Origin of the sequence: Niastella koreensis GR20-10, assembly GCF_000246855.1 — a bacterium.
Classification (GTDB): Bacteria; Bacteroidota; Bacteroidia; order Chitinophagales; family Chitinophagaceae; genus Niastella; species Niastella koreensis.
On sequence record NC_016609.1, the window covers coordinates 5,267,383 to 5,286,907 of the forward strand.

The following is a 19,525-nucleotide window of genomic DNA, read 5'->3' on the forward strand; positions in this document are numbered from 1 at the left end:
GTATAAGTTATAGATCCAGTTCAATATCAGTAACAGGAACAGAACAGCAGATCAGCAATCTGCCGGTACCAGGTGGATCTAACGGTGATGAGGTATATTCAATATTCCCGTCCAGCAGGGAACTTTCACAATGATGACATACGCCCACCCGACACGACCACTGTACGGGTACGTCACAAGCTTCAGCCGCTTCCAGCAGATTATTAAAACGGGCATTCCAGTGAAATGAAATGTTGCTCTTTGTAAAACTAACGAATGGGCCGGCGCCCGTGTTATCAACAGGCAGATGTGGAGCAACGGCAGCCGGTGTAGCCAGGTTGGAATTGATAAAGATCTCAGACCTGATCTGGGCCGGAAGAACACCCAATGACGTGAGGGCTGCGGTAACCCCAGACATATAACCCATTGGGCCGCAAAGATAGTAATGGCAACCGGCGGGAAATTTCAGGTTATTCAAAACGGTTATATCCAGATGTCCGCTGATATCATATTGTTTTCCGATCTCCTCTTCTGCTGCCGGCCTGCTATATACTTTTATGCTGTGGAAGTTGGGTAAATGCGAACCGGCGTCTTCCACCTCATGCATAAACGGATAATTCGCGGCATTGCGTGCCGAGTGCACCCACCACACTTCGCGCATAGGTGAGCTGTTCCTGATAGCCTGTAACATGCCCAGCAAAGGGGTAATGCCAACACCCGCACTCAATAACACAACAGGAAGCTGATCTTCCGATAAAACAAAATCGCCCCTCGGCGCACTGACATCAAGCGTATCACCTTCATGCAGCTGCGTATGCATATACTGACTCACCTTTCCTTCCTGCTCCCATTTAACAGCTATCCGGTATGTGCCGGCGCCTTGCGATCCGCACAGCGAAAACATCCGGGTCAATGGGGTTTTACCGGGTCCGGCAGGAAGTCTGACAGCAATATGTTGACCGGGTAAAAATGCGGCCAATGGTTTGCCGTCGGCGGGGCGTAATTCAAACGAGCGGATATCATCGGTTTCCTGGTGCAATGCCTGCACAACAAAAGAGCGGTATCCCGGCCATGCAACGGGGCGGCCATTAACTCCGGAAAGACCTGAATTTCCTGTTGTTATTCCCGCTTCGGCCGATTGTAAAAGATCCTGGAACGATTGACCCCAGCCTTTGCTCAATGCCGGGATCTTTAATGCCTTCTGCAATTGTTCTTTCGGATGTTCTTTTGAATACAACAAGGCATCTACCTCGGCAATGTTCATTTGTTCAGGACCATCAGCTATCTTTTGTATAAGATCACCCGCGCCGATCTCACCTTCCTGGATAACGCGGAAATAAAACCCGGGTCGTTTGTGCGACACCAGCAAAGCCGGCATTTCAGGCACCCCCAATGCTATTCCCACTCTATAACAGGTAACTCTTGGTTGTGTAACTTCAAACACAGCTGTACCGATTGCATACCGGTCGCCAATACATACATCCTTGTCTGCTAATCCTTCAACAGTAAGGTTTTCGCCGAATTGCCCATAATACAGATCAATCCGCTTCAATTGTTCCCGCCAGTATTCGTATGACTCGGCCTGGTAAACAAATACGGCGCGGTGCTCGCCGCCGTGAGCACCCAGGTCTGTCTGGCAATCGCCATCAATATTAAGCCGTCTAACAACCACCCGGCCTGTAACCGGTTTTTTAAAAATTGAAGTCCTGATAAGCTTCCCGCGGAACCCGACCTCACGTGACATGCCTACATTTACAGATAAGACTTTCATTATGCAAAGCTATCATTAAAAGACTTTCATTGGCTGCAGTCTTTTAATAACAGCTATAATTCCTTTTTCAGCATCGACTGCAACCACCGGATGTTTTCCTCCTTGCCCTCCGCCAGCACATCCTGGCAATAAGTTGTTTTGTAAGTATGCCGTTGAAGCAGTTGAAGGCTTGCGGCCACCCAGTTGGCCGGTAATTTTATCTTGCGCAATTCCAGTTCTTCTTTTACAAACTCATTGGTTTTGCGAAACCAGGCAGTTCCAAAATGATAGGTATCCGCATCGCACATGATCTGCTCTATCAGCAACGCCGGTGAAGCGCCGGGTTTGGTTGCCAGGATACATCTTTTTATCATGTCAATTATTTGTTCATCCACATCCGCCAATTGCAAAAAGGTCTGCATTTTTAATACACTCGCATCTTCATGATTTTCGAAATATCCAAATAAATGACCTACATCATGAAACCAGGAAGCAGCCTGTACAGTAAAGATGCCCAACTGATCGAAGTTATAAAACCGGGCAATTTCGGTAGCCTTCAGTACTACCAATTGTGTATGTGCTAAATTATGATAAGGAAATCTGGGGCTTTCGGTTGCGTTATACATTGCAGTTACAAATTGTTCAACCTTCTCTATCCCGTTCAAATAGTTCATAAATCTTTAATATGCCAGATAAGAAATATTAAATGTGCAGGGAAATTCTGAAGAAATTCTATGGATGTTTCAGGCAGTGGCATGCCTTTTTCAGCAATCCCATAAAAAACGGCATCATATGGGAACACTTACTTTTCAAAAAGTATTTAATACTTTTTCAGTTGATGATCTTGATAAAGCCTTCGACTTTTATACCGGCAAGCTTAACCTGGATGTTTCCAGGACGCCCATGAATACCTTAACTTTAAATATTCCCGGCAATCAGAATGGCATGATGATCTACGAAAAAGACAACCACGAGCCTGCCACCTATACAGTGCTTAACTTTGGCGTGAAAGATGTGGAAGCGGCCGTTGACGAACTAACGGCGCGTGGTGTTGTTTTCGAACAATATGACAATGGTCCCTTAAAAACCGACAAAAAGGGCATCTCCCGGGGCGATGGACCGGTTATAGCCTGGTTCAAAGATCCGGCAGGTAACTTTCTTTCTGTTATTGAAAATAATTAAGATACTTACCACCAGTATTGAAAACAGTTGCCTTAAACAGCGCCGCTGGCCGATGGGTCATGATTGCCACTATTGTGGCTTCTGCCATGGGGTATATAGATATGACCGGGCTTAATGTGGTGCTGCCTGCGCTTCAAAAAGGGCTTAACGCCACAGGCCCCGACCTTTTCTGGATCCTGAACGGTTACCTGTTGATGATGGCTTCCCTGATCCTGATCGGCGGCGCACTGGGCGACAAACTGGGGCGCAAAAAGGTGTTCATGGTGGGGATCACTGTATTTATTGCCGGGTCTGCACTTTGCGGATTCGCCGGCAGTATAACAGCCCTTGTTCTTTTCAGAATTATCCAGGGCATCGGCGGGGCCATGATGATCCCTGGCAGTCTTTCGCTTATCTCTTCTTCTATCGACGAAAAACAACGCGGGAAAGCTATCGGCATCTGGTCTGCCTCTTCTACCATATTTACGATGGGCGGCCCCATGCTGGGCGGCGCACTGGCCGATGCAGGTCTTTGGCGGTATATCTTTTTCATCAACGTTCCCCTTGGTATTGCCACACTTATCATCCTTCATTTTAAAGTAAATGAGAACCGCGAGGATGACCGTAAGGGCCTCGACTTATGGGGCGCCGGCACCCTGGCCAGCGGGTTAACGTTATTGACGTTCGGTTTTCTTCGCATCCCGATTGCCGGTTTTCATCAGCTAACCGTTTATCTTTCTTTAGCGGGCGGAATCATTTTCCTGATCCTGTATCTCGTTATTGAAAAAAGGAGCAGCCACCCCATGATGCCGCTAAGCTTATTTTCCAATCCTTTGTTCAGCGGCACTAACACCCTCACATTTTTTTTATATGCCGGTCTTAGCGCGAGCACGCTTTTTCTTTCCCTGAACCTCGTGCAGGTGCAGGGTTACTCCCAGTTTCAATCAGGGCTTACCTTTTTACCTTTCACTATTCTTATGGCTGCAGCATCGGGTTTTGTAGGCGGACTGTCTGACAAATACGGCTCGCGCTTTTTTTTGATTGCAGGTCCTTTGATCACCGGCATTGGGCAACTTCTGCTCTCATTGGTTACCAAAACCGATGGCGCCCATCAATACTTTGTTACTTTTTTTCCCGGCATCCTGTTGCTGGGTTTGGGTATGACGCTAACAGTTACGCCACTTACCTCGACGGTGATGGGATCTGTTTCCAAACATTTTTCGGGGATTGCTTCCGGTGTAAACAATGCCATGACCAGCATTTCGAGAGTGGTGGCCAACGCCGTATTCGGCGCACTGGCCATTGTATTTTTCTCAGCAGCCCTGCAGCACGGTATGGATAATACTACGCTGAACCCCACCAAAAAGAATATTGTTTTTGCACAGGCATCCAACCTCGGCAACGCCGCCGTTCCACCGGAACTGGCTGCGCAGCAAAGCACCATTAAACAACTTTACCAGGAAAGTTTCATTACCGCCTATGCGAAAATTCAACGCATCAGCGCCGGTTTAAGTTTTTTTGCAGCCCTGATGACGATTGTTTTTATCAGGAAGAAGGTGCCTGCTACGCCATCTTAATCAGTAGTGTTCAGCCAGGCGGATGCCCGTATATTGCCAGCGCAGGGGCGCATGAAAAAAATTGCGATAGGTTATGCGGCTATGTCCTTCCGGCGTAACTTCAGATGCGCCGCGCAACACCATTTGATTTACCATAAACTTGCCATTGTATTCGCCAACGGCCCCTGCTGCTCTTACAAAACCGGGATACGGCAGGTAAGCACTGTTCGTCCATTCCCAACGCTTTCCCCAGGGAAACTTCGGCGCAGCCGCTTCCCATTCAAATTCAGTAGGCAATCGCATCCCCTTCCAGGCAGCATAAGCTGCCGCTTCATAAAAACTGATGTGGCAAACAGGATCATGTGGCTGTAACAACTGTAGCCCCGATGGCTGATAACACCACCACTCCCCATCGATTGCATGCCAGTACATAGGCGCCGACACTTTATTGTTCTTTACCCAATCCCAGCCCTCCGCATGCCAGAACTGGTGTTGTTTATAACCACCCTCTTGCATAAACACCAGGTATTCGCGGTTGGTGACCGGCATGGTTGCAATGCGGTAAGCAGGCAGGTAAACCGTATGCCGACCCAATTCATTATCAAAACAAAAACCATCGCCGGCATATCCTATTTCGTACAGTCCACTTTCCATGGTTACCCAGCTTTTTTCAGGATCATGAACCTGGCTCGTCTTTTCTACTTCAAATGCGGGCTGCAACGGATTATTACCCAAAATATATTTAATATCTGTAGCCAGCAGTTCCTGGTGTTGCTGTTCATGGTTAAGCCCAAGAACAATAAGCCCGGTGAGGTCTGCCGATAACTGTGCCTGTAACAAACTATGCATGGCGTTATCTACATACTTCCGGTAATTATAAATATCTTCTACGGAGGGCCTGCTCAGGTTACCCCGGTCTGTACGAACAACCCGAACCCCTACCGATTCATAATAGCTGTTGAATACAAAATTGTACATCGGGTCAAACTCGCGGTAGCCTTTAACCGTTTGCAAGATGAATGTTTCAAAAAACCAGGTGGTATGCCCCAAATGCCATTTGGGCGGACTAACATCCACCACGGGCTGCACCACATAATCTTCTGTTTTAAGGTTTCTGCAAAGGTGTTCCGAATGTTTCCTCACTGCCTGGTATTGGTGTAATAATGTATTCATGGTTTAGCTGTTAGTTTTACCAGATCTGAAATATTGGCAATAGCCAGTTGTTTCATTTGCGTTTGCCGCATCATCAGCGCATACGCATTATTGAACCCGATCGGTTGTAACCATTTGATGTTATATTGTTGCAGGAATTGTTCGTATACGTACCTGTATACCGCATCTTTATCCTGTATCAATCTGGCTGTAGTGGCATTGTCTGTTTGCAGCACTACCAGCAAACCTGTTCCTGTGTATTCGGGGTACAGGTCGATGTGGCCATTCCTGAGCGCTTCAAAACATATTTTGGTGCCGCCCAAACCCGTCTTTGTTTCTACATCAAGATCGGTATAGCCTTTTATGAGCATAGCATACATATTGCTCAGGATGTATTGCTCCGCAAATATTTTTGAACCAATATGCACCACTCCTTTTTTCCCGCCGCGCGGCGTTTTCCAGATACCCTGTGCTTTTAGAAAATCTTCCGCAATCTTTTCCGGTTCCTGGTGCAGGTAATCGGCCCGGTAATTCAGCCCGGTCATAATAGAATCGTTGATCCTGCCCGTTAGCATATTCAGCACTCCTTCCAGTTCTGGGTATTGCTGCAGCACCCCTGTTCTTACTATGGGCGCCGCATAATAAGGCGGAAAAATATGTTTATCGTCTATGAGCGTACCCAGGTCAAAGGCTTTGATGCGGCCATCAGTACTATACCCGCTGATCACGTCCAGCTTTTTTTCATACGCCGCTTTGTACATTACAGCATCGCTGATCACTACCGGGTGCATCTGCAGGCCATACACCGACCGCAGGTCGAGATAGCCATCTTTACGGCCCATAAACTCCGGTGTAAAACCAGCCAGCAACCCGGTATGCCGGATGCCGGGTGTGAGGTAAAATGAACTGACAGCGATCAACAGCGGTACAGTTATAAATGCCGCAGACAATTTTTTAAGTTTTATCTTTTGCAGCAGGGATAGTAAAAAGTCGAGTAACAGGGCCAGCAAGGCAGCAGGGATAGCGCCGGCCAGGATCATATTGGTATTGTTCAGCGAAATACCACCGAAGATAAATTCACCGAGGCCGCCAGCTGCAATGTAAGCGGCCAGTGTGGCTACTCCTACATTGATCACGGTAGCCGTTCTGATCCCCGACAGGATCACGGGCATCGCCAATGGCAATTCTACTTTTAATAGCCTGACACCCGGGGTCATTCCCATAGCAATGGCCGCCTCCCTGATATTTGCATCGATACCGATAATGCCGGTATAGGTATTTCTAACTATCGGCAATAACCCATACAAAAACAAAGCAATGATGGCAGGTGTGGGGCCAATGCCGGCTAATGGAATCAGGAAGCCCAGCAGGGCAATGCTGGGAATGGTTTGAAATACGGCAGTGATGCCAATTACAGGAGCAGCCAGTTTTGTTTTGCGGGCAACATAAATGCCTGCCGGCACGCCAATGACTATAGCCAGCATAATGGAGATCAGCGTCAGGCCGATATGCTGAACGGTTTGCTCCAGCAATTTTTGCCAGTGCTCTGCTATAAAACGCCATAAGTTTTGTGAACCGTTCATGCCTTTTTGTTATTTTGGTTTTGCAGCCACTGCCAGATCTCGCCAGCGGGTATGGTGGCCATGGCGACGGACAGCGAGCTCCCTTCCAGGAACTTTTTCACTTCTTCATTGACGGGGCGATATAACAACTCATCCGGTTTACCTTTTTGCAACAGTTTTCCATCCTGCAACAAGGCGATCGTATTCCCCATTTCAAAAGCTTCCTGCACGTCGTGTGTTACCATGATGATCGTTTTGCTTTTCAGTTCTTCCAGTTCTTTAAACAACTGGCGAACAGCAGTGCGGGTAATGTTGTCCAATGCACTGAACGGTTCATCCATAAGCAGCACCGGCGGACTGGCAGCCAATGCCCGCGCCAGGTTCACCCGCTGTGCTTCCCCGCCGCTCAATTGATGCGGATAGCGGGTGCGGTATGCATCAGGTAATTGTACTTTTGCGAGTAATTCGGTTACCCGCGCCGTTGTTTTTGACCGGTCCCATTTTAAGAGGTTTGGGATCACACTGATATTTTCTTCTACCGTGTAATGTGGGAAAAGGCTGCTTGCCTGGATCACATAACCAATATCACGCCGTAACAAATGGGCGGGCTGCGTTGTAATGTCTTTTCCGCCAATAGAGATCGTGCCACCCGTTGGCTCAATCAACCGGTTGATCATTCTCAGCAGCGTTGTTTTACCGCTGCCGCTGGCGCCCAGTAACGCCAGGTGTTCACCTGATGCTATTTCCATGGATACCTGGTCTACTGCAGCTTTCGTTCCATACAGTTTACTCACCTGTTGGATGCTGATCATGCGATTGTATTAAAGAGGTTGTTTATGGACTCTGCATAAGTGGGGTGGGCAAAAATATTTTCGGCTAACTGACTGGCCGTAACCCCGCCAAGCATGGCAATTTGCAATAATGACATCAGTTCACCACCACCGGCGCCAATGACCACCACGCCCAGGATTTTATCGGTTTGCGCATGTACGATCGCCTTCATGAACCCTTTGGGTTCTCCGGCTTCAGTAGCCCGCGCCACATAATTCATAGGCAGCTTAGCTACCTTATACGGTAACTGCTGTTCTTTGGCCTCCGTTTCATTTAATCCTACACGTCCCATTTCGGGGTCCATGAAAACACAATAAGGAACAGGCCGGTTATTGATAGTGACGTTCTGTTGTTCAATAATATTTTTATAAACAACCAGGTAATCGTTGTAAGAAATATGGGTGAATGCGGGGCCGCCTTTTACATCCCCCAGCGCATAGATGCCCGGAACAGTTGTTTCCAGTTTTTCATTCACCTTAATATAACCATTCTTATCTGTTTCCACCCCCGTTTTTTCCAATTGAAGCTTATCGGTATTGGCACGGCGTCCCGTGGCAATCAATACATGAGAGGCGGTAATAGTTCGGTGCGCGTTGTCATTTGTGGTCAATGTAATAATGCCGCCTGTATCCTTACTGACAGCCTCCACGTTTATGTTTCGTATAATATTGATCCCCTCTTCTTCCAGGATCGACTGGAGCCCGTCCGACACATCTGTGTCTTCTCTTGCCAGCAAACCAGTTGACCGGTTAAGGATGGTAACGTTACTGCCAAACCGCCGGAACATTTGCGCGAATTCTATGGACACATAACCGGCGCCAACGATCACGAGGTGTTCCGGTACTGTTTGTAATTCCATTATGGTAGTAGAGGTAAGGTAAGGCACACCGTCGATACCCGGTATGGGTGGAATGGCGGGGCGTGCGCCTGTATTGATAAAAATATGACCGGCCGTGTACGATTGCGTTTTACCATCTTTACCGGTAACAGCGATCTGCTTATTACCGGTAAAAAAAGCTTCTCCCCAAAGGAGGTCGATATGTTCCTGTTTTTCGAGTGACTGTTGTAACCCATTTCTGAACCGGTCTACCACACCCTTTTTCCGGTTGATGATGGCCTGCATATCAATCTGGACGTTGCCGGTTGTAAGGCCATACTCCTTTGCCCGCCTTGCCTGAAAGGCGTTCTTTGCACTCGCTACCATTGTTTTGGTAGGCGTACACCCTTCATTGATGCAGGTGCCGCCGATATGTTCTTTTTCTACCAGGGCAACTTCCCAGCCTTTGGCAGCCAGCTTGGTGGCCAACGGGCTGGCAGCCTGGCCCGAACCTATGATCAAAGCATCATACTTTTTCATGCAGCATTGTTTTAAAGAACCACCCAACAGGCATCGACAAACCATTGCTTGCTATCCATTAAATTACTTACCGGTTTAAAGCCATTCTTCAACGCCAGGTCATCGACCTGTTCCTGGGTAAATTTTTGCGAAATTTCCATCCAGATATATTCATTTTTTTTAAACGAGATGGTGGTATCCCTTATCCGGACGGTCCTGTCTTCCAAACATACCAGGAAGCTTTTGCATGCACCTGTTTCAGGTTCATAACTACAATAATGTTCAAAATCATCCAGGTTGAAATTCCCTCCCAGTTCGTGGTTGATCCGCTTCAGCAAGTTAAGATTAAACTGGCTGGTAATTCCATCCCGGTCGTTATAAGCCATTCTGATCATATTAGGATTCTTTACCAGATCAAAACCCATGATCACCAGGTCGCCGGGGTCTAAATGCCTGCGCAGGTCCTGGCAAAACGCATGGCTTTCCATCATGCTCATATTGCCGATATTACTGCCCAAACATAAAACCACTTTCCGGTTGGCGGAGTGTTTATTTGCTTTTGAAAGCATGCGGAAGTACTCGCCATGCAAAGGAATGATCGGCATGCCGGGTAGCAGGGCAGGCAGCGTGGTATTTATAAGATCGAGCACAGCGCCGGAAATATCTATCGGGAGATAGTTGAAAGTTGCCTGCTGTTTAGTGAGCGCCTTCATCAAATGAATAGATTTGTAACAATCTCCCGGCCCCAGTTCAATGAGGTCAAAAGGCGTCCCTTCTTTTATCAACAGCTTCGTCATTTCCGGTAGCCGGGTAGTGAAGATGTCCAGCTCACACCGGGTGAGGTAATAATCGGCACTATGCATGATCTGCTGAAAAAGCCTGTCGCCGGCTGCATTATAAAAATATTTTGAAGGAAGTTTTTTGGGGTATTGTGAAAGCCCTTCCAGTACGTCTTCATAAAACTGTTGGGAATTCTTAGCTACGGTTTCCTTTGGCAGGTTTTTAACGTTAGATTGACTGCTACAAATACTATTATTCATTAGCTTCTTTTTTACGTTGTGAATCTTTTCTTTCCCCGCAATTACCCTTATTGGGGTGATAGATGCAAGACTTATGCCTTTATGAGGATTTTACTATTTTGAACCTGTTGAAATGTCCATTTTACAGTATGAGCAATTTGAACCGGCTTTTTTTAAAAGATGATGTTACCCTGCTGGCAGTTGAACCATCGGCTCCCACTTGTTCGATACGCCCCTGCAATGCCCTTTGTGTACAGTGCTGTTTCTAACAGAGGGCAGCGGTACTTGGTTCGCCGATATTGGAAAATTCGACTTCAAAGCGCCGGTGCTGCCCTTTGCTACCCCACTGCAACACCTCGCCATCACCCGGGAGCAGCCGTTAAAAGGTTACGCCATCAGGTTTCATGGCGATTTTTATTGCATCGAGTACCACAAGGTGGAGGTTGCTTGTAATTGGTAGACGGCAGCCGGCAAAGGGCAGTAGGCAGTGGGCAGAGGTGAAAGGGCAAAGGCTTCCGCGCGGCTTTCCTTTATCAACGCTATCAATTTCATTCTCCCTACCTCCTTCTTCCTAGTCTACCTCTTAACTTGTTAACACGTAAACTTTCTCCTCTATCAACGCTATCAACTTTGTCAACCCTATCAACCCTTCCTCGTCAACTTAATTGCCTCGCTTGACCAGGTTGGCCGGAATACTGTCCGGTTGTTTTTTTTCATTGAGTCAATTTTACCCACTTAGTGGTATTAACACTAGTTAACGATAAATCATCAGTGATTAACAACCCGTCACTCTAACTTTGCGTATTCAATTTTAGAAGATAGGCATCAAAACAAGCTGATCAATAAAGCCTGGCGCCGGGCTTTAGGGTCAGCAGGAAACCCCAAAGTAATCAGAAATAAAAGCCCTGTGCAAAATTAAACGCTCATAAATGAAACAAGCAACTCTCCTTTCCCTGATGGTATTCCGTTTATTCGGATGTAAGAATCTAACAAACACCACACAACCAATACCCACTCCATCCGCCAATTCGCCGAGCAGCGAAATAAAAACAAGCGGCAATCATATGATCAAAGCAAAGTGCGAATATGGTGTGTGGACAAAATAGCTCCGTTTTATAAATCCGTAATCTGAAAACCACAACAATACCTAATAGTCTTTGTACTATTAGGTATTGCTAACGATGGTGGCCAGCTATGAACGCTCTATGAGGCTATAGCCTTTTCCCCGGATATTTACAATTTCAACAGAACTGTCCAGCCTGAAATATTTCCTTATCCGGGTTATATATACATCCATACTTCTTGCAGAAAAAATATCATCCTTTCCCCACAATTTTATAAGCGCCGTTTTCCTGTCGAGCAAACTGTTTTTTGAATCGCTCAACAATTGTAACAACTCCGCTTCGCGTTGTGATAATTGAATTATTTCCCTGTCCCGGCTCAATTCCATTCTGCGGGAATTAAACAAAAAGCGGCCAATGGTTGTTTCCTCCGAAGGATCTGAACGGGGGCTGAACCCGCCAACCCGCCGCCTTACCAGCACCTTCAATCTCAGGATCAGTTCTTCCATGGAAAAGGGTTTCTTCATATAATCATCTGCACCAATTTCAAAACCCCTGATCACATCTTCCGTTTCTGTTCTTGCAGTGAGAAACATGATCGGTACTTTATCATCTACCAGGCGAATTTCAGATACCAGTGAAAAACCATCTTTCCTGGGTAGTACCACATCAATGATACAGAGGTCTGGCTTCAGTTCACGGAACTGATTCCAGCCATCTATGCCATTTAATGCAATATGAACGATAAACTCCCGCATTTCCAGTGATTCCTTGATGATAGACGCTAACACAGGCTCATCATCAACCAATAATACCTTGATTTTATTCATGAAATTGGATCGTGAATGTGTAAAACTATGGCAGGAAAAGGATCGCAGTTATCTCAGAAATTTTCGCGCTTCAACCGCCAAAATTAAAGCTAAAAATTTTCTTCTCATAATGAAGTTAACAATGGTTAACACAAAAGCTAATGGTATTACACAAGACAATTACGGAGATTGAATCGTTGCAGTTGCTTTGAACAGGTAGTGAAAGAATTAAACACATTATGATAAATTATAAAACTAACTACTGCCGTAAACAATAGCTGGTTCTATTAAAAGACCTTTACAACAAAACTCATTATTTATCGGGCTCAACCTGCACCACTTCATATTTGTTTTTGCCATCAATCTGTACCGGCTGATAATTGGTTTCGCCTATCTTAACATAAGTCTGATTGCCGACCTTTACTTCCTCCCCACCTTCGGGGAGATTCTCTACCACAGCGCCTGCCGGTGGCGGCACTACTTACTACCAGAAGGGATGGTTGTAACAGTAGCGCCTACCGGCGCCTGTACAACCGTATACCCCCCTCCTGATTGTGCATACCAAACACCCTGGTCGTAGTGATACTTTTCATTTTCAACACTAACTACGATTGCGGTAACAGCCAGTGTGGCTACAAAGAATCCCCAGGGATGCCAGGCGGCTCCCCAGTAAAAAGGTCTGTACGGATGATAGATATAAGGATGATAACAATAGTACCGCGCCCCGCTATATACATAGGGTGGTCTTCTGTAGGTGGCAATATTATTGGTTCGCACCACCGTGTTTCGATTGTTTACCACATTAACATCGTGGCTTCTGTCTACATTTATATTAACCGTGTTACCGCTTATATTAGTATTGTTACTGTTGCGCGTGGCGTTATTTATATTCTTACTGCGGTCTGTATTCCTGTTATCAATGTTGTTATTATTAATAGCAGGCCTTGTATTCCTGTGGGGCATGGTATGCTGTGTGGCGCCGCCATGCATAGGCTGCTGGCCTCCGCCGCCTGCCGGACGCCCCCGCCCTCTTTGTGCCTGAACCGCAATACGGGCGCAGGAGATAATCAGCAATAGAACAACATGCAGAGAGGAGAGGACACGAAACAGCACGTGAATCCGCCAAATGAGGAAAAAAAAGAATTAAGGCCGCCCCATCCCGAAGCATCGGGACAGAACAGCCCATTCTTCTCTATAATCATGAACCTGTAAACAAAACTTTTCAGCTAATGACTACTACCAAAGTGTACCGGTATTAACCCATTTGCCGGTTGCATCTGTAGCGCCAACAAAGGTTGAGGTAATAGTACCGGTTATATCAATGCTCCAGGTAGATGGTAACGCGCCTACCACTTCAGCGGTAACAAGGGTAACATCAACGTTCTCACGGGTAGAAGGTCTTGAGTCGGTGATGTTGAAGGTAGAAGGCAAGCTATAATAGCTCAAACGGCTCATACCTGGTAAGGTGCAGGTTCCGGTTACAGCCCATGCTTCAGACCTTTCTTCACTTGCATTTGGATTCCAGTCGCAGCAGCCCTGCCATTCCATTTTCAACCGCAGGATCACTGAAGCATGGTACAGGTTAATGCCAGGTAAAGTAGGATCGCTGTAAGGGTCAACTTTACCGTAAATTTCATGAACATATTTCCGGTTACTGCCAACCATGTTGGTGCCGCTGATAGCGCTTATTGGGAAAAACACATATTGATTCCGTGCATCCAGGCCGGTATTACCCAGGTCAACATGCGCATTCGGATGGCCCACGGCAGTAGTACCATACTTAGCAAACTTTTTGATCTGAGCCGGATCTTTTTTCAGCGATTCCAGGTTCGCTTCTTCGCTGGCAGGGATCCAGTACTTGTTACCGTCATGATACCAGATGATCTCATTGCCGATCTTTACCTCACCCTTTTCATTCAGGGTTGCCAGAAAACCTGCGGGGAATTCAAATTTATCCAAATCAGCCAGGGTGGCTGATAAACCCGGGTCCTTGTCGGTTTTCTTGTACGAAGCCTGCAGGGCGGCGAACAGCGAATGGAAACCGGTTTTAGCGGATGTTTCAGTTTTTACAGTCTCCGCATAATTGTAATAATCCTTGTTTGTGTTGAAAGCCAAACGGCCGTTTTCTACTTTAACGGCAGCATCAGTTTGTTTCTCAATGGCGGCCTGTTCATTATTTTTTTTACAGGCGTTGAAAGTCACGGCGAAGCCGGCCAACAGCAATGCTGTCAGAACGAGTGTCCTTTTCATAAGCTTTATGTTTAATTATTAAAAAACACAGGGTATCGTCACCGGGAAAGATGGCGATAAACACCACGGGCATAAAGCCAGTGGGTACATGATCTGCAATAAGAATTTAGTTGAACGATAGTGGTTCTTCTATGCCGTATAGAATGATCTGATTATAGAAGCTAACAGGTGTGACGTGTGTTCATTGAATTTGCGAACCAAAAGTAAAAGGATATTTTCTCCCCAACAAAATCCGGGATGTATATATTTTGTTTCAATAAATTTTCAAGTATATATTTTCGTTAGTGTTATGATATCTATTCCAAAATAACGAACTGCCCCGATTTCAGGTTCAATTGCACAAACAAAGCACCGGAAGGCGCCACCTGTACCTGCACACCCCCAACATCTCCATACAGGAATGTTAGTTTGTCACCCGCTTTATGGAACGCAGCATCTACAATAATGCAATCATTCCTGGCAGATGAGGAGACATTATACGCCACTAAAACTTCCTGGCTATACAACAAACGCGAAAAGGCAAGGGTATACTCAGGGCCAACCGGTAAACCAAAATCTTTTCCATTTCCCGATATCTGCCGGTAATACATCCTGCCGAAGCGAAGCGGCTCGTGGCTTCGCATAACAGCTGCTATTTTGGCAATCTCCTGGTAAATATTACAATGTGTATTCAACAAACTCTGGCCGGGGCCTGCCTTGTCAAACAACGCTTCCCTGATATTATTATCAGCTCCTGATCCGGAAAAGCCTTGTTCAGTACCATAATAGATACAGGGAGTTCCCAGGGAACAAAGTACAAAGCCGATCCCTGCAATGACCTGCTGATCGGAAGCGTAAGCACCAAATCTTCCCCTGGGTTGCCAGAAGGAATCATGGTTGTCGATAAAGCTAACCAGGTAACGTCCCAGCTCGCCGCGGTTCAAAGCCCTGGATTGCTGCGCCTGCAGGCGTTCAAATAAAGTCTGTGGCGATGCATTGCCTGTAATAACATCCCTGAGCCCTGCCCTTATGCCAGCACCGGCCAACCGAAAATCAAGCAGGGAATTGATCCCGAAAAAAACGGTATTATTTCCATCAGACACTGAAGTGTTCTGGCCGAGGTATTGATTGTAAATATCATCATTGGGCGTGGCCAGTTCGCCAAACAGGAAAAATCCGCGCTTCCCCAGTGAATAGGCATACTCGCGGATGTTGGAACAAAACCGGGAACATGCCAGCGGCCCCATGTGCTTTACTGCATCCACCCGAAACCCGTCTATGTCTGCTTCGCGGATCCAGTAACAATGTGCCTTAATAAGAATATTGATCAGTTCAGAACCCGCCCTATCATCGTCATTGGCATAATCTTTCAGTCCAGACAGGTCACCGTGCTGGTTTTCGGGATATGTGTCATAGCCCGATGCGCTGGCTATAGAACCACGGCGGTGATACAGATCCAGGTTCCTCAATTCCAGTGGCACGGGCCTGTCGGGTTTGCGCCAGTTTCCAAAATCAAAGCGGATGTCGTTGAAATATTTATAGGGTTGTACACCGGGCTGGTCTTCGTTCTTATAAAACCAGTTGTCGCCAGAATGATTGATCACCACATCGAGAATGATCCGGATGGGAAATGGCGCTCCATTCAATTGATAATTGTGTGCTGCATCAACAAGATCAATCAGGTCTTGTTTGGTACCGAAATTCGGATCTATGTTCAGGTAGTTATTAATGTTATATCCATGGTAAGCGCCGGCATTGTTTTCAAAAACAGGCGAGAGCCAGATGGCTGTACACCCAAGCCCTGCAATATAATCGAGGTTGTTAGTAATGCCACGAATGGTGCCGCCATAAAAATTGTCGGGCGTATGAATGCCAGCCACCCGGCCCGGCTGGTTTATTGGTGATCTGGCCTGGCTGTCCTGAAACCGGTCTACCAATAAAAAATAAATGAACTCTTCCCGCCACTCCCGGTTCAAATTAAAATAGGTTTTGCCTGGTTGTGGCAATAAATCGATTTGCTGAATGGAATTAATGGCTGCCATACCTATAGGTTTGTATCTTTTAATTTACAACACCTCTAGCGAACATCAGCCGTGAAAAACACCCCATTTTATGATGTTTTTGAAGCAGATTATAAAATTTCCGCATATCTTCAGAAAGTGATAACCCGCACTTAACAGACGAAATGTGGCTTTGTTGCAGCAGACTTATACTTTTGACTGCCGGAGGCTGACTATATAACATTAAGATAATATATAGCTCTTCCACTAAGTGCACCATTATTAAAACCACTCCATTAAACCGCTATTCTATTAATTAGATCCTACCTTATTTTTTGATTATTTCTGAAGATTTAATTCCATTATGCGATTGAAAAATTCCACCCTCATTCTTTTGATCACAGTTGTAGCAACCGTGCTTTTTATTCCATTCCTGGGGAGCGTGCATTTATTCGATTGGGACGAAATAAACTTTGCCGAATGCTCGAGGGAAATGATAAAGCTTCATGATTATACCCGGGTATATATTGATTATCTTCCATTCTGGGAAAAGCCCCCAATGTTTTTCTGGATGCAGAGCACTGCCATGAAGTGGTTTGGCGTAACTGAATTTGCCGCCCGTTTTCCCAATGCCATCTGTGGTATTGCCACCCTGCTTGTAGTATATGCTGTTGGCAGGCGCATTTACGATACCCGTTTTGGTATATTGTGGGCGCTGGCCTATGGCGGTTCACTTTTTCCCAATATGTATTTCAAATCGGGAATCATCGACCCCTGGTTCAATCTTTTTATTTTTCTATCTCTTTATAATTTCATCCTCTACCATTGGAAAAAGAATGGTTTCGATAAGGAAGGACTAACAAAGCCACTTTATTATTATGTGATCTGGTCAGGCGTGTTCATGGGGCTGGCCATACTCACCAAAGGTCAGGTGGCCCTGATGATCTTCCTGCTGGTCTCGGGTGTTTATCTTATTTATAATCGCTTTAAGATCTATTTCAACTGGGGGCATGCGCTTCTTTTCCTGGTCATCTCTTTCCTGGTATTGTCTACCTGGTACGCCTACGAAACCATCACGCGGGGCACCTGGTTTATCACTGAATTCCTGAAATATCAATACCGCCTGTTCACGACGCACGACGCAGACCAGGCCGGCTTTTTTGGTTATCACTATATAGTGCTGCTTGTAGGTTGCTTTCCAGCCTCCATCCTGGCTATTCCCGCCTTCTTTAAAGGCAAATACAACAGCCGTTTTGATAAAGACTTTAAAAAATGGATGGTCATTTTGTTTTGGGTAGTAACTGTCCTTTTTACGATCGTTCAGTCACGCATCATTCACTATTCCTCGCTGGCCTGGTTCCCCGTTACGTTCCTGGCAGCTTATTCCATTTATAAATGGGAGCTGAATGAGGCTGTTTATAAAAAATATGTCGGCGTACTCCTCGGCATCCTTGGCGGAATTATTTCACTGCTGATCCTGGGCGTGGCTATTATAGGTTTAAAAGTAAGGCTCCTTGCGCCTTATGTAGATGATGTATTCGCCAAAGCAAACATGGAAGCGGATGTACATTGGGGTGGCTGGGAAGGTATCGTTGGCGTTCTGCTGGTTGTTGCACTGATCATTGGAATAAGAAAATTAAAACAGGGACAGTTCGTCAGAGCTGCATTTACCCTCTTTGGCGCCATGGCCATTGTAGTGTTCCTGGCCTCGGCCATCATTGTGCCGAAAGTCGAAAAGTATTCTCAGGCTGCGAGCATTGATTTCTTCATTGCCCGTCAGGGTGAAGATTGCTATGTACATTGTCTGGGTTTTAAAAGCTATGGTGTGTTGTTTTATACCCGGAAGGAAAAGCCAACCAACCCGGATAGCTACAACGAAGAATGGCTGTTAAAGGGAAACATAGATAAACCCGTTTATTTCGTAACGAAAGTAGACCGGGAACAAAACTATAAACTCCCCCAGTTAAGAGAATTGTATCGCAAAAATGGCTTTGTGTTTTTGAAAAGGGAACCGCCCGCCCAATAATGGCGGTTCCCTGAACTATTTTTTCCTGCTGAGGTTATTTTTTCTTTCTGCCTGAAAATACTTTCAGGATGTTACTTACGATCTTGTCATTGGAACCCAACCTGCCTTTGATATTTGTGTACAGCGACACCATAGCGTTATCAATCCCTACCAGCAATTTTTTGTTTCCATCACCAGGTCTTGCCTGATAGTAAGTGGCCCTGCGGTAAGGGTTTTCTTCAATCGTATAATAATACAGGGCTATAGACCTTCTGTAAACATTGTCGGGGCAGGTAGTAGGTTCAGGATGGCCATGATAAGAATCAGCATCCGTATTGAAAATAACACAACGGTTATATACGGGTAACACCTTTTCTTCGCAGCCTTTCATTTTTTTATCCCAAAGCTCCAGTTTTCCACCATATTCCTCTTTCCAGTCGGGGTTCAGGTAAACCAGTACATTTACTCTTCTTTGCCAGTTGCGGTGATGCGGATGTACTGTAAAATCTGCATGCACATTCAGGTAGCCACCTTTACCTGACTGATGGATACCACCGCCTTCCAGGCTATCATCTTTCTGAAGATTTTCAATACCTGTAATGGCGCTGAGCCATTTCACGAACTCAGGTGAGTTCAATTCATTAATAGTTTCCCTGATCGTTTCTGGCAACAGATCGAGCTTGTTCAGACCCCGTTTATTTTCGTTGTAATGTTTATAATTGATCCACCCGTCCGATTCGTTCAATTTGTTGAATTCCTCAATACAGGCATCCAGCACTTCGGGGTCGAGGAAGTTCTCGAGAACAATGTGCGGATAAGGACCAGCTTCCTGATATTTTTTACTTAACTCATTCAGCTGACTGTTCCATTTGTCGAAATCGAAAATTGGTGTGGTAGTTGTGAGCACGTTTAAGAGATTTTAGTGCTAAATATATTCATAAGAGGATAATACCCATATGCACAACTATAAACTTTTTGATTACTTAACGTACCGGGTCAGCGCTTGCAAAAGCGGACATCACAACTGAAACAACAGGAGGTATATGTGCAATATGAACGGAATATTATGAATTTA

18 protein-coding genes are annotated in these 19,525 nt (G+C 45.9%); 5 read left to right on the top strand and 13 right to left on the bottom strand.

All coding sequences use genetic code 11. The features are described from left to right. Positions 1-7 precede the first annotated feature (7 nt). On the bottom strand, positions 8-1,750 hold the full coding sequence (locus tag NIAKO_RS20600) for an MOSC and FAD-binding oxidoreductase domain-containing protein (RefSeq protein ID WP_014220383.1): 1,743 nt from the start codon (positions 1,748-1,750) through the stop codon (positions 8-10). 53 nt (positions 1,751-1,803) lie between these two features. Then, positions 1,804-2,403 (bottom strand): HD domain-containing protein, encoded by a 600-nt coding sequence (locus tag NIAKO_RS20605; RefSeq protein ID WP_014220384.1) that lies wholly within the window; start codon positions 2,401-2,403, stop codon positions 1,804-1,806. A 118-nt stretch (positions 2,404-2,521) separates the two neighbouring features. On the opposite strand from NIAKO_RS20605, the gene NIAKO_RS20610 reads away from it, so the two are divergent. Together NIAKO_RS20610 and NIAKO_RS20615 are read left to right on the top strand one after the other, a co-directional pair. Continuing rightward, entirely contained in the window at positions 2,522-2,911 is a 390-nt protein-coding gene (locus NIAKO_RS20610; RefSeq protein WP_014220385.1) for a VOC family protein, read from the top strand. Between the two features lie 17 nt (positions 2,912-2,928). Then, complete coding sequence (locus NIAKO_RS20615) at positions 2,929-4,467, top strand: MFS transporter (protein ID WP_014220386.1); 1,539 nt, start codon at positions 2,929-2,931, stop codon at positions 4,465-4,467. On the opposite strand, the gene egtB is transcribed toward NIAKO_RS20615, so the two are convergent. From egtB to NIAKO_RS20640, 5 genes are read right to left on the bottom strand one after another with little or no spacing between them, the layout of a single operon-like run. Further along, positions 4,468-5,619 (bottom strand): ergothioneine biosynthesis protein EgtB, encoded by a 1,152-nt coding sequence (egtB, locus tag NIAKO_RS20620; protein WP_014220387.1) that lies wholly within the window; start codon positions 5,617-5,619, stop codon positions 4,468-4,470. Continuing rightward, positions 5,616-7,181: an ABC transporter permease/substrate-binding protein gene (locus tag NIAKO_RS20625; protein WP_014220388.1), complete on the bottom strand. Its 1,566-nt coding sequence runs from the start codon at positions 7,179-7,181 to the stop codon at positions 5,616-5,618. Before NIAKO_RS20625 ends, egtB begins: the two co-directional genes overlap by 4 nt. Then, positions 7,178-7,972 carry an ATP-binding cassette domain-containing protein gene (locus NIAKO_RS20630; RefSeq protein WP_014220389.1) on the bottom strand — a complete coding sequence of 265 codons (795 nt, stop codon included), beginning with the start codon at positions 7,970-7,972 and terminating at the stop codon, positions 7,178-7,180. Before NIAKO_RS20630 ends, NIAKO_RS20625 begins: the two co-directional genes overlap by 4 nt. Then, positions 7,969-9,348: a dihydrolipoyl dehydrogenase gene (lpdA, locus tag NIAKO_RS20635; RefSeq protein WP_014220390.1), complete on the bottom strand. Its 1,380-nt coding sequence runs from the start codon at positions 9,346-9,348 to the stop codon at positions 7,969-7,971. Before lpdA ends, NIAKO_RS20630 begins: the two co-directional genes overlap by 4 nt. Positions 9,349-9,359: 11 nt before the next feature. Then, positions 9,360-10,367 (bottom strand): L-histidine N(alpha)-methyltransferase, encoded by a 1,008-nt coding sequence (locus NIAKO_RS20640; RefSeq protein WP_014220391.1) that lies wholly within the window; start codon positions 10,365-10,367, stop codon positions 9,360-9,362. A 235-nt stretch (positions 10,368-10,602) separates the two neighbouring features. Here NIAKO_RS20640 and NIAKO_RS20645 point away from each other — a divergent pair, with 235 nt between their 5' ends. Continuing rightward, positions 10,603-10,806, top strand: coding sequence for a hypothetical protein (locus NIAKO_RS20645; protein WP_133055263.1), 204 nt, complete (start codon positions 10,603-10,605; stop codon positions 10,804-10,806). A gap of 469 nt (positions 10,807-11,275) precedes the next feature. Then, positions 11,276-11,452 carry a hypothetical protein gene (locus NIAKO_RS38975; protein WP_014220392.1) on the top strand — a complete coding sequence of 59 codons (177 nt, stop codon included), beginning with the start codon at positions 11,276-11,278 and terminating at the stop codon, positions 11,450-11,452. 86 nt (positions 11,453-11,538) lie between these two features. Here NIAKO_RS38975 and NIAKO_RS20650 read toward each other — a convergent pair whose 3' ends face one another. The 5 genes from NIAKO_RS20650 to NIAKO_RS20665 all read right to left on the bottom strand — a co-directional run bounded on the left by NIAKO_RS20650 (position 11,539) and on the right by NIAKO_RS20665 (position 16,487). After that, positions 11,539-12,237, bottom strand: coding sequence for a response regulator transcription factor (locus NIAKO_RS20650; RefSeq protein WP_014220393.1), 699 nt, complete (start codon positions 12,235-12,237; stop codon positions 11,539-11,541). A 292-nt stretch (positions 12,238-12,529) separates the two neighbouring features. Further along, positions 12,530-12,673: a DUF6515 family protein gene (locus tag NIAKO_RS39595; RefSeq protein ID WP_207622370.1), complete on the bottom strand. Its 144-nt coding sequence runs from the start codon at positions 12,671-12,673 to the stop codon at positions 12,530-12,532. Positions 12,674-12,693: 20 nt separating this feature from the next. After that, entirely contained in the window at positions 12,694-13,329 is a 636-nt protein-coding gene (locus NIAKO_RS39600; protein WP_014220394.1) for a DUF6515 family protein, read from the bottom strand. A gap of 123 nt (positions 13,330-13,452) precedes the next feature. Further along, positions 13,453-14,466 carry a hypothetical protein gene (locus tag NIAKO_RS20660; protein ID WP_014220395.1) on the bottom strand — a complete coding sequence of 338 codons (1,014 nt, stop codon included), beginning with the start codon at positions 14,464-14,466 and terminating at the stop codon, positions 13,453-13,455. A 296-nt stretch (positions 14,467-14,762) separates the two neighbouring features. Further along, positions 14,763-16,487, bottom strand: coding sequence for an alpha-amylase family glycosyl hydrolase (locus NIAKO_RS20665; protein WP_014220396.1), 1,725 nt, complete (start codon positions 16,485-16,487; stop codon positions 14,763-14,765). Positions 16,488-16,809: 322 nt separating this feature from the next. On the opposite strand from NIAKO_RS20665, the gene NIAKO_RS20670 reads away from it, so the two are divergent. After that, on the top strand, positions 16,810-18,471 hold the full coding sequence (locus NIAKO_RS20670; RefSeq protein WP_014220397.1) for an ArnT family glycosyltransferase: 1,662 nt from the start codon (positions 16,810-16,812) through the stop codon (positions 18,469-18,471). Positions 18,472-18,505: 34 nt separating this feature from the next. Here the strand turns inward: NIAKO_RS20670 and NIAKO_RS20675 are convergent, their stop codons facing one another. Next, the gene (locus NIAKO_RS20675) at positions 18,506-19,357 is read right to left on the bottom strand and encodes a 2OG-Fe(II) oxygenase (RefSeq protein ID WP_014220398.1); all 852 of its coding nucleotides are present in this window, start codon (positions 19,355-19,357) and stop codon (positions 18,506-18,508) included. Between the last annotated feature and the right edge of the window lie 168 nt (positions 19,358-19,525).

Coding starts and splice junctions, on each gene's coding strand:
- NIAKO_RS20605 (WP_014220384.1), bottom strand. CDS start 2,403: ATGAACTATTTGAACGGGATAGAGAAGGTTGAACAATTTGTAACTGCA.
- lpdA (WP_014220390.1), bottom strand. CDS start 9,348: ATGAAAAAGTATGATGCTTTGATCATAGGTTCGGGCCAGGCTGCCAGC.
- egtB (WP_014220387.1), bottom strand. CDS start 5,619: ATGAATACATTATTACACCAATACCAGGCAGTGAGGAAACATTCGGAA.
- NIAKO_RS20625 (WP_014220388.1), bottom strand. CDS start 7,181: ATGAACGGTTCACAAAACTTATGGCGTTTTATAGCAGAGCACTGGCAA.
- NIAKO_RS20630 (WP_014220389.1), bottom strand. CDS start 7,972: ATGATCAGCATCCAACAGGTGAGTAAACTGTATGGAACGAAAGCTGCA.
- NIAKO_RS20640 (WP_014220391.1), bottom strand. CDS start 10,367: ATGAATAATAGTATTTGTAGCAGTCAATCTAACGTTAAAAACCTGCCA.
- NIAKO_RS20665 (WP_014220396.1), bottom strand. CDS start 16,487: ATGGCAGCCATTAATTCCATTCAGCAAATCGATTTATTGCCACAACCA.
- NIAKO_RS20600 (WP_014220383.1), bottom strand. CDS start 1,750: ATGAAAGTCTTATCTGTAAATGTAGGCATGTCACGTGAGGTCGGGTTC.
- NIAKO_RS20670 (WP_014220397.1), top strand. CDS start 16,810: ATGCGATTGAAAAATTCCACCCTCATTCTTTTGATCACAGTTGTAGCA.
- NIAKO_RS20610 (WP_014220385.1), top strand. CDS start 2,522: ATGGGAACACTTACTTTTCAAAAAGTATTTAATACTTTTTCAGTTGAT.
- NIAKO_RS38975 (WP_014220392.1), top strand. CDS start 11,276: ATGAAACAAGCAACTCTCCTTTCCCTGATGGTATTCCGTTTATTCGGA.
- NIAKO_RS20650 (WP_014220393.1), bottom strand. CDS start 12,237: ATGAATAAAATCAAGGTATTATTGGTTGATGATGAGCCTGTGTTAGCG.
- NIAKO_RS20660 (WP_014220395.1), bottom strand. CDS start 14,466: ATGAAAAGGACACTCGTTCTGACAGCATTGCTGTTGGCCGGCTTCGCC.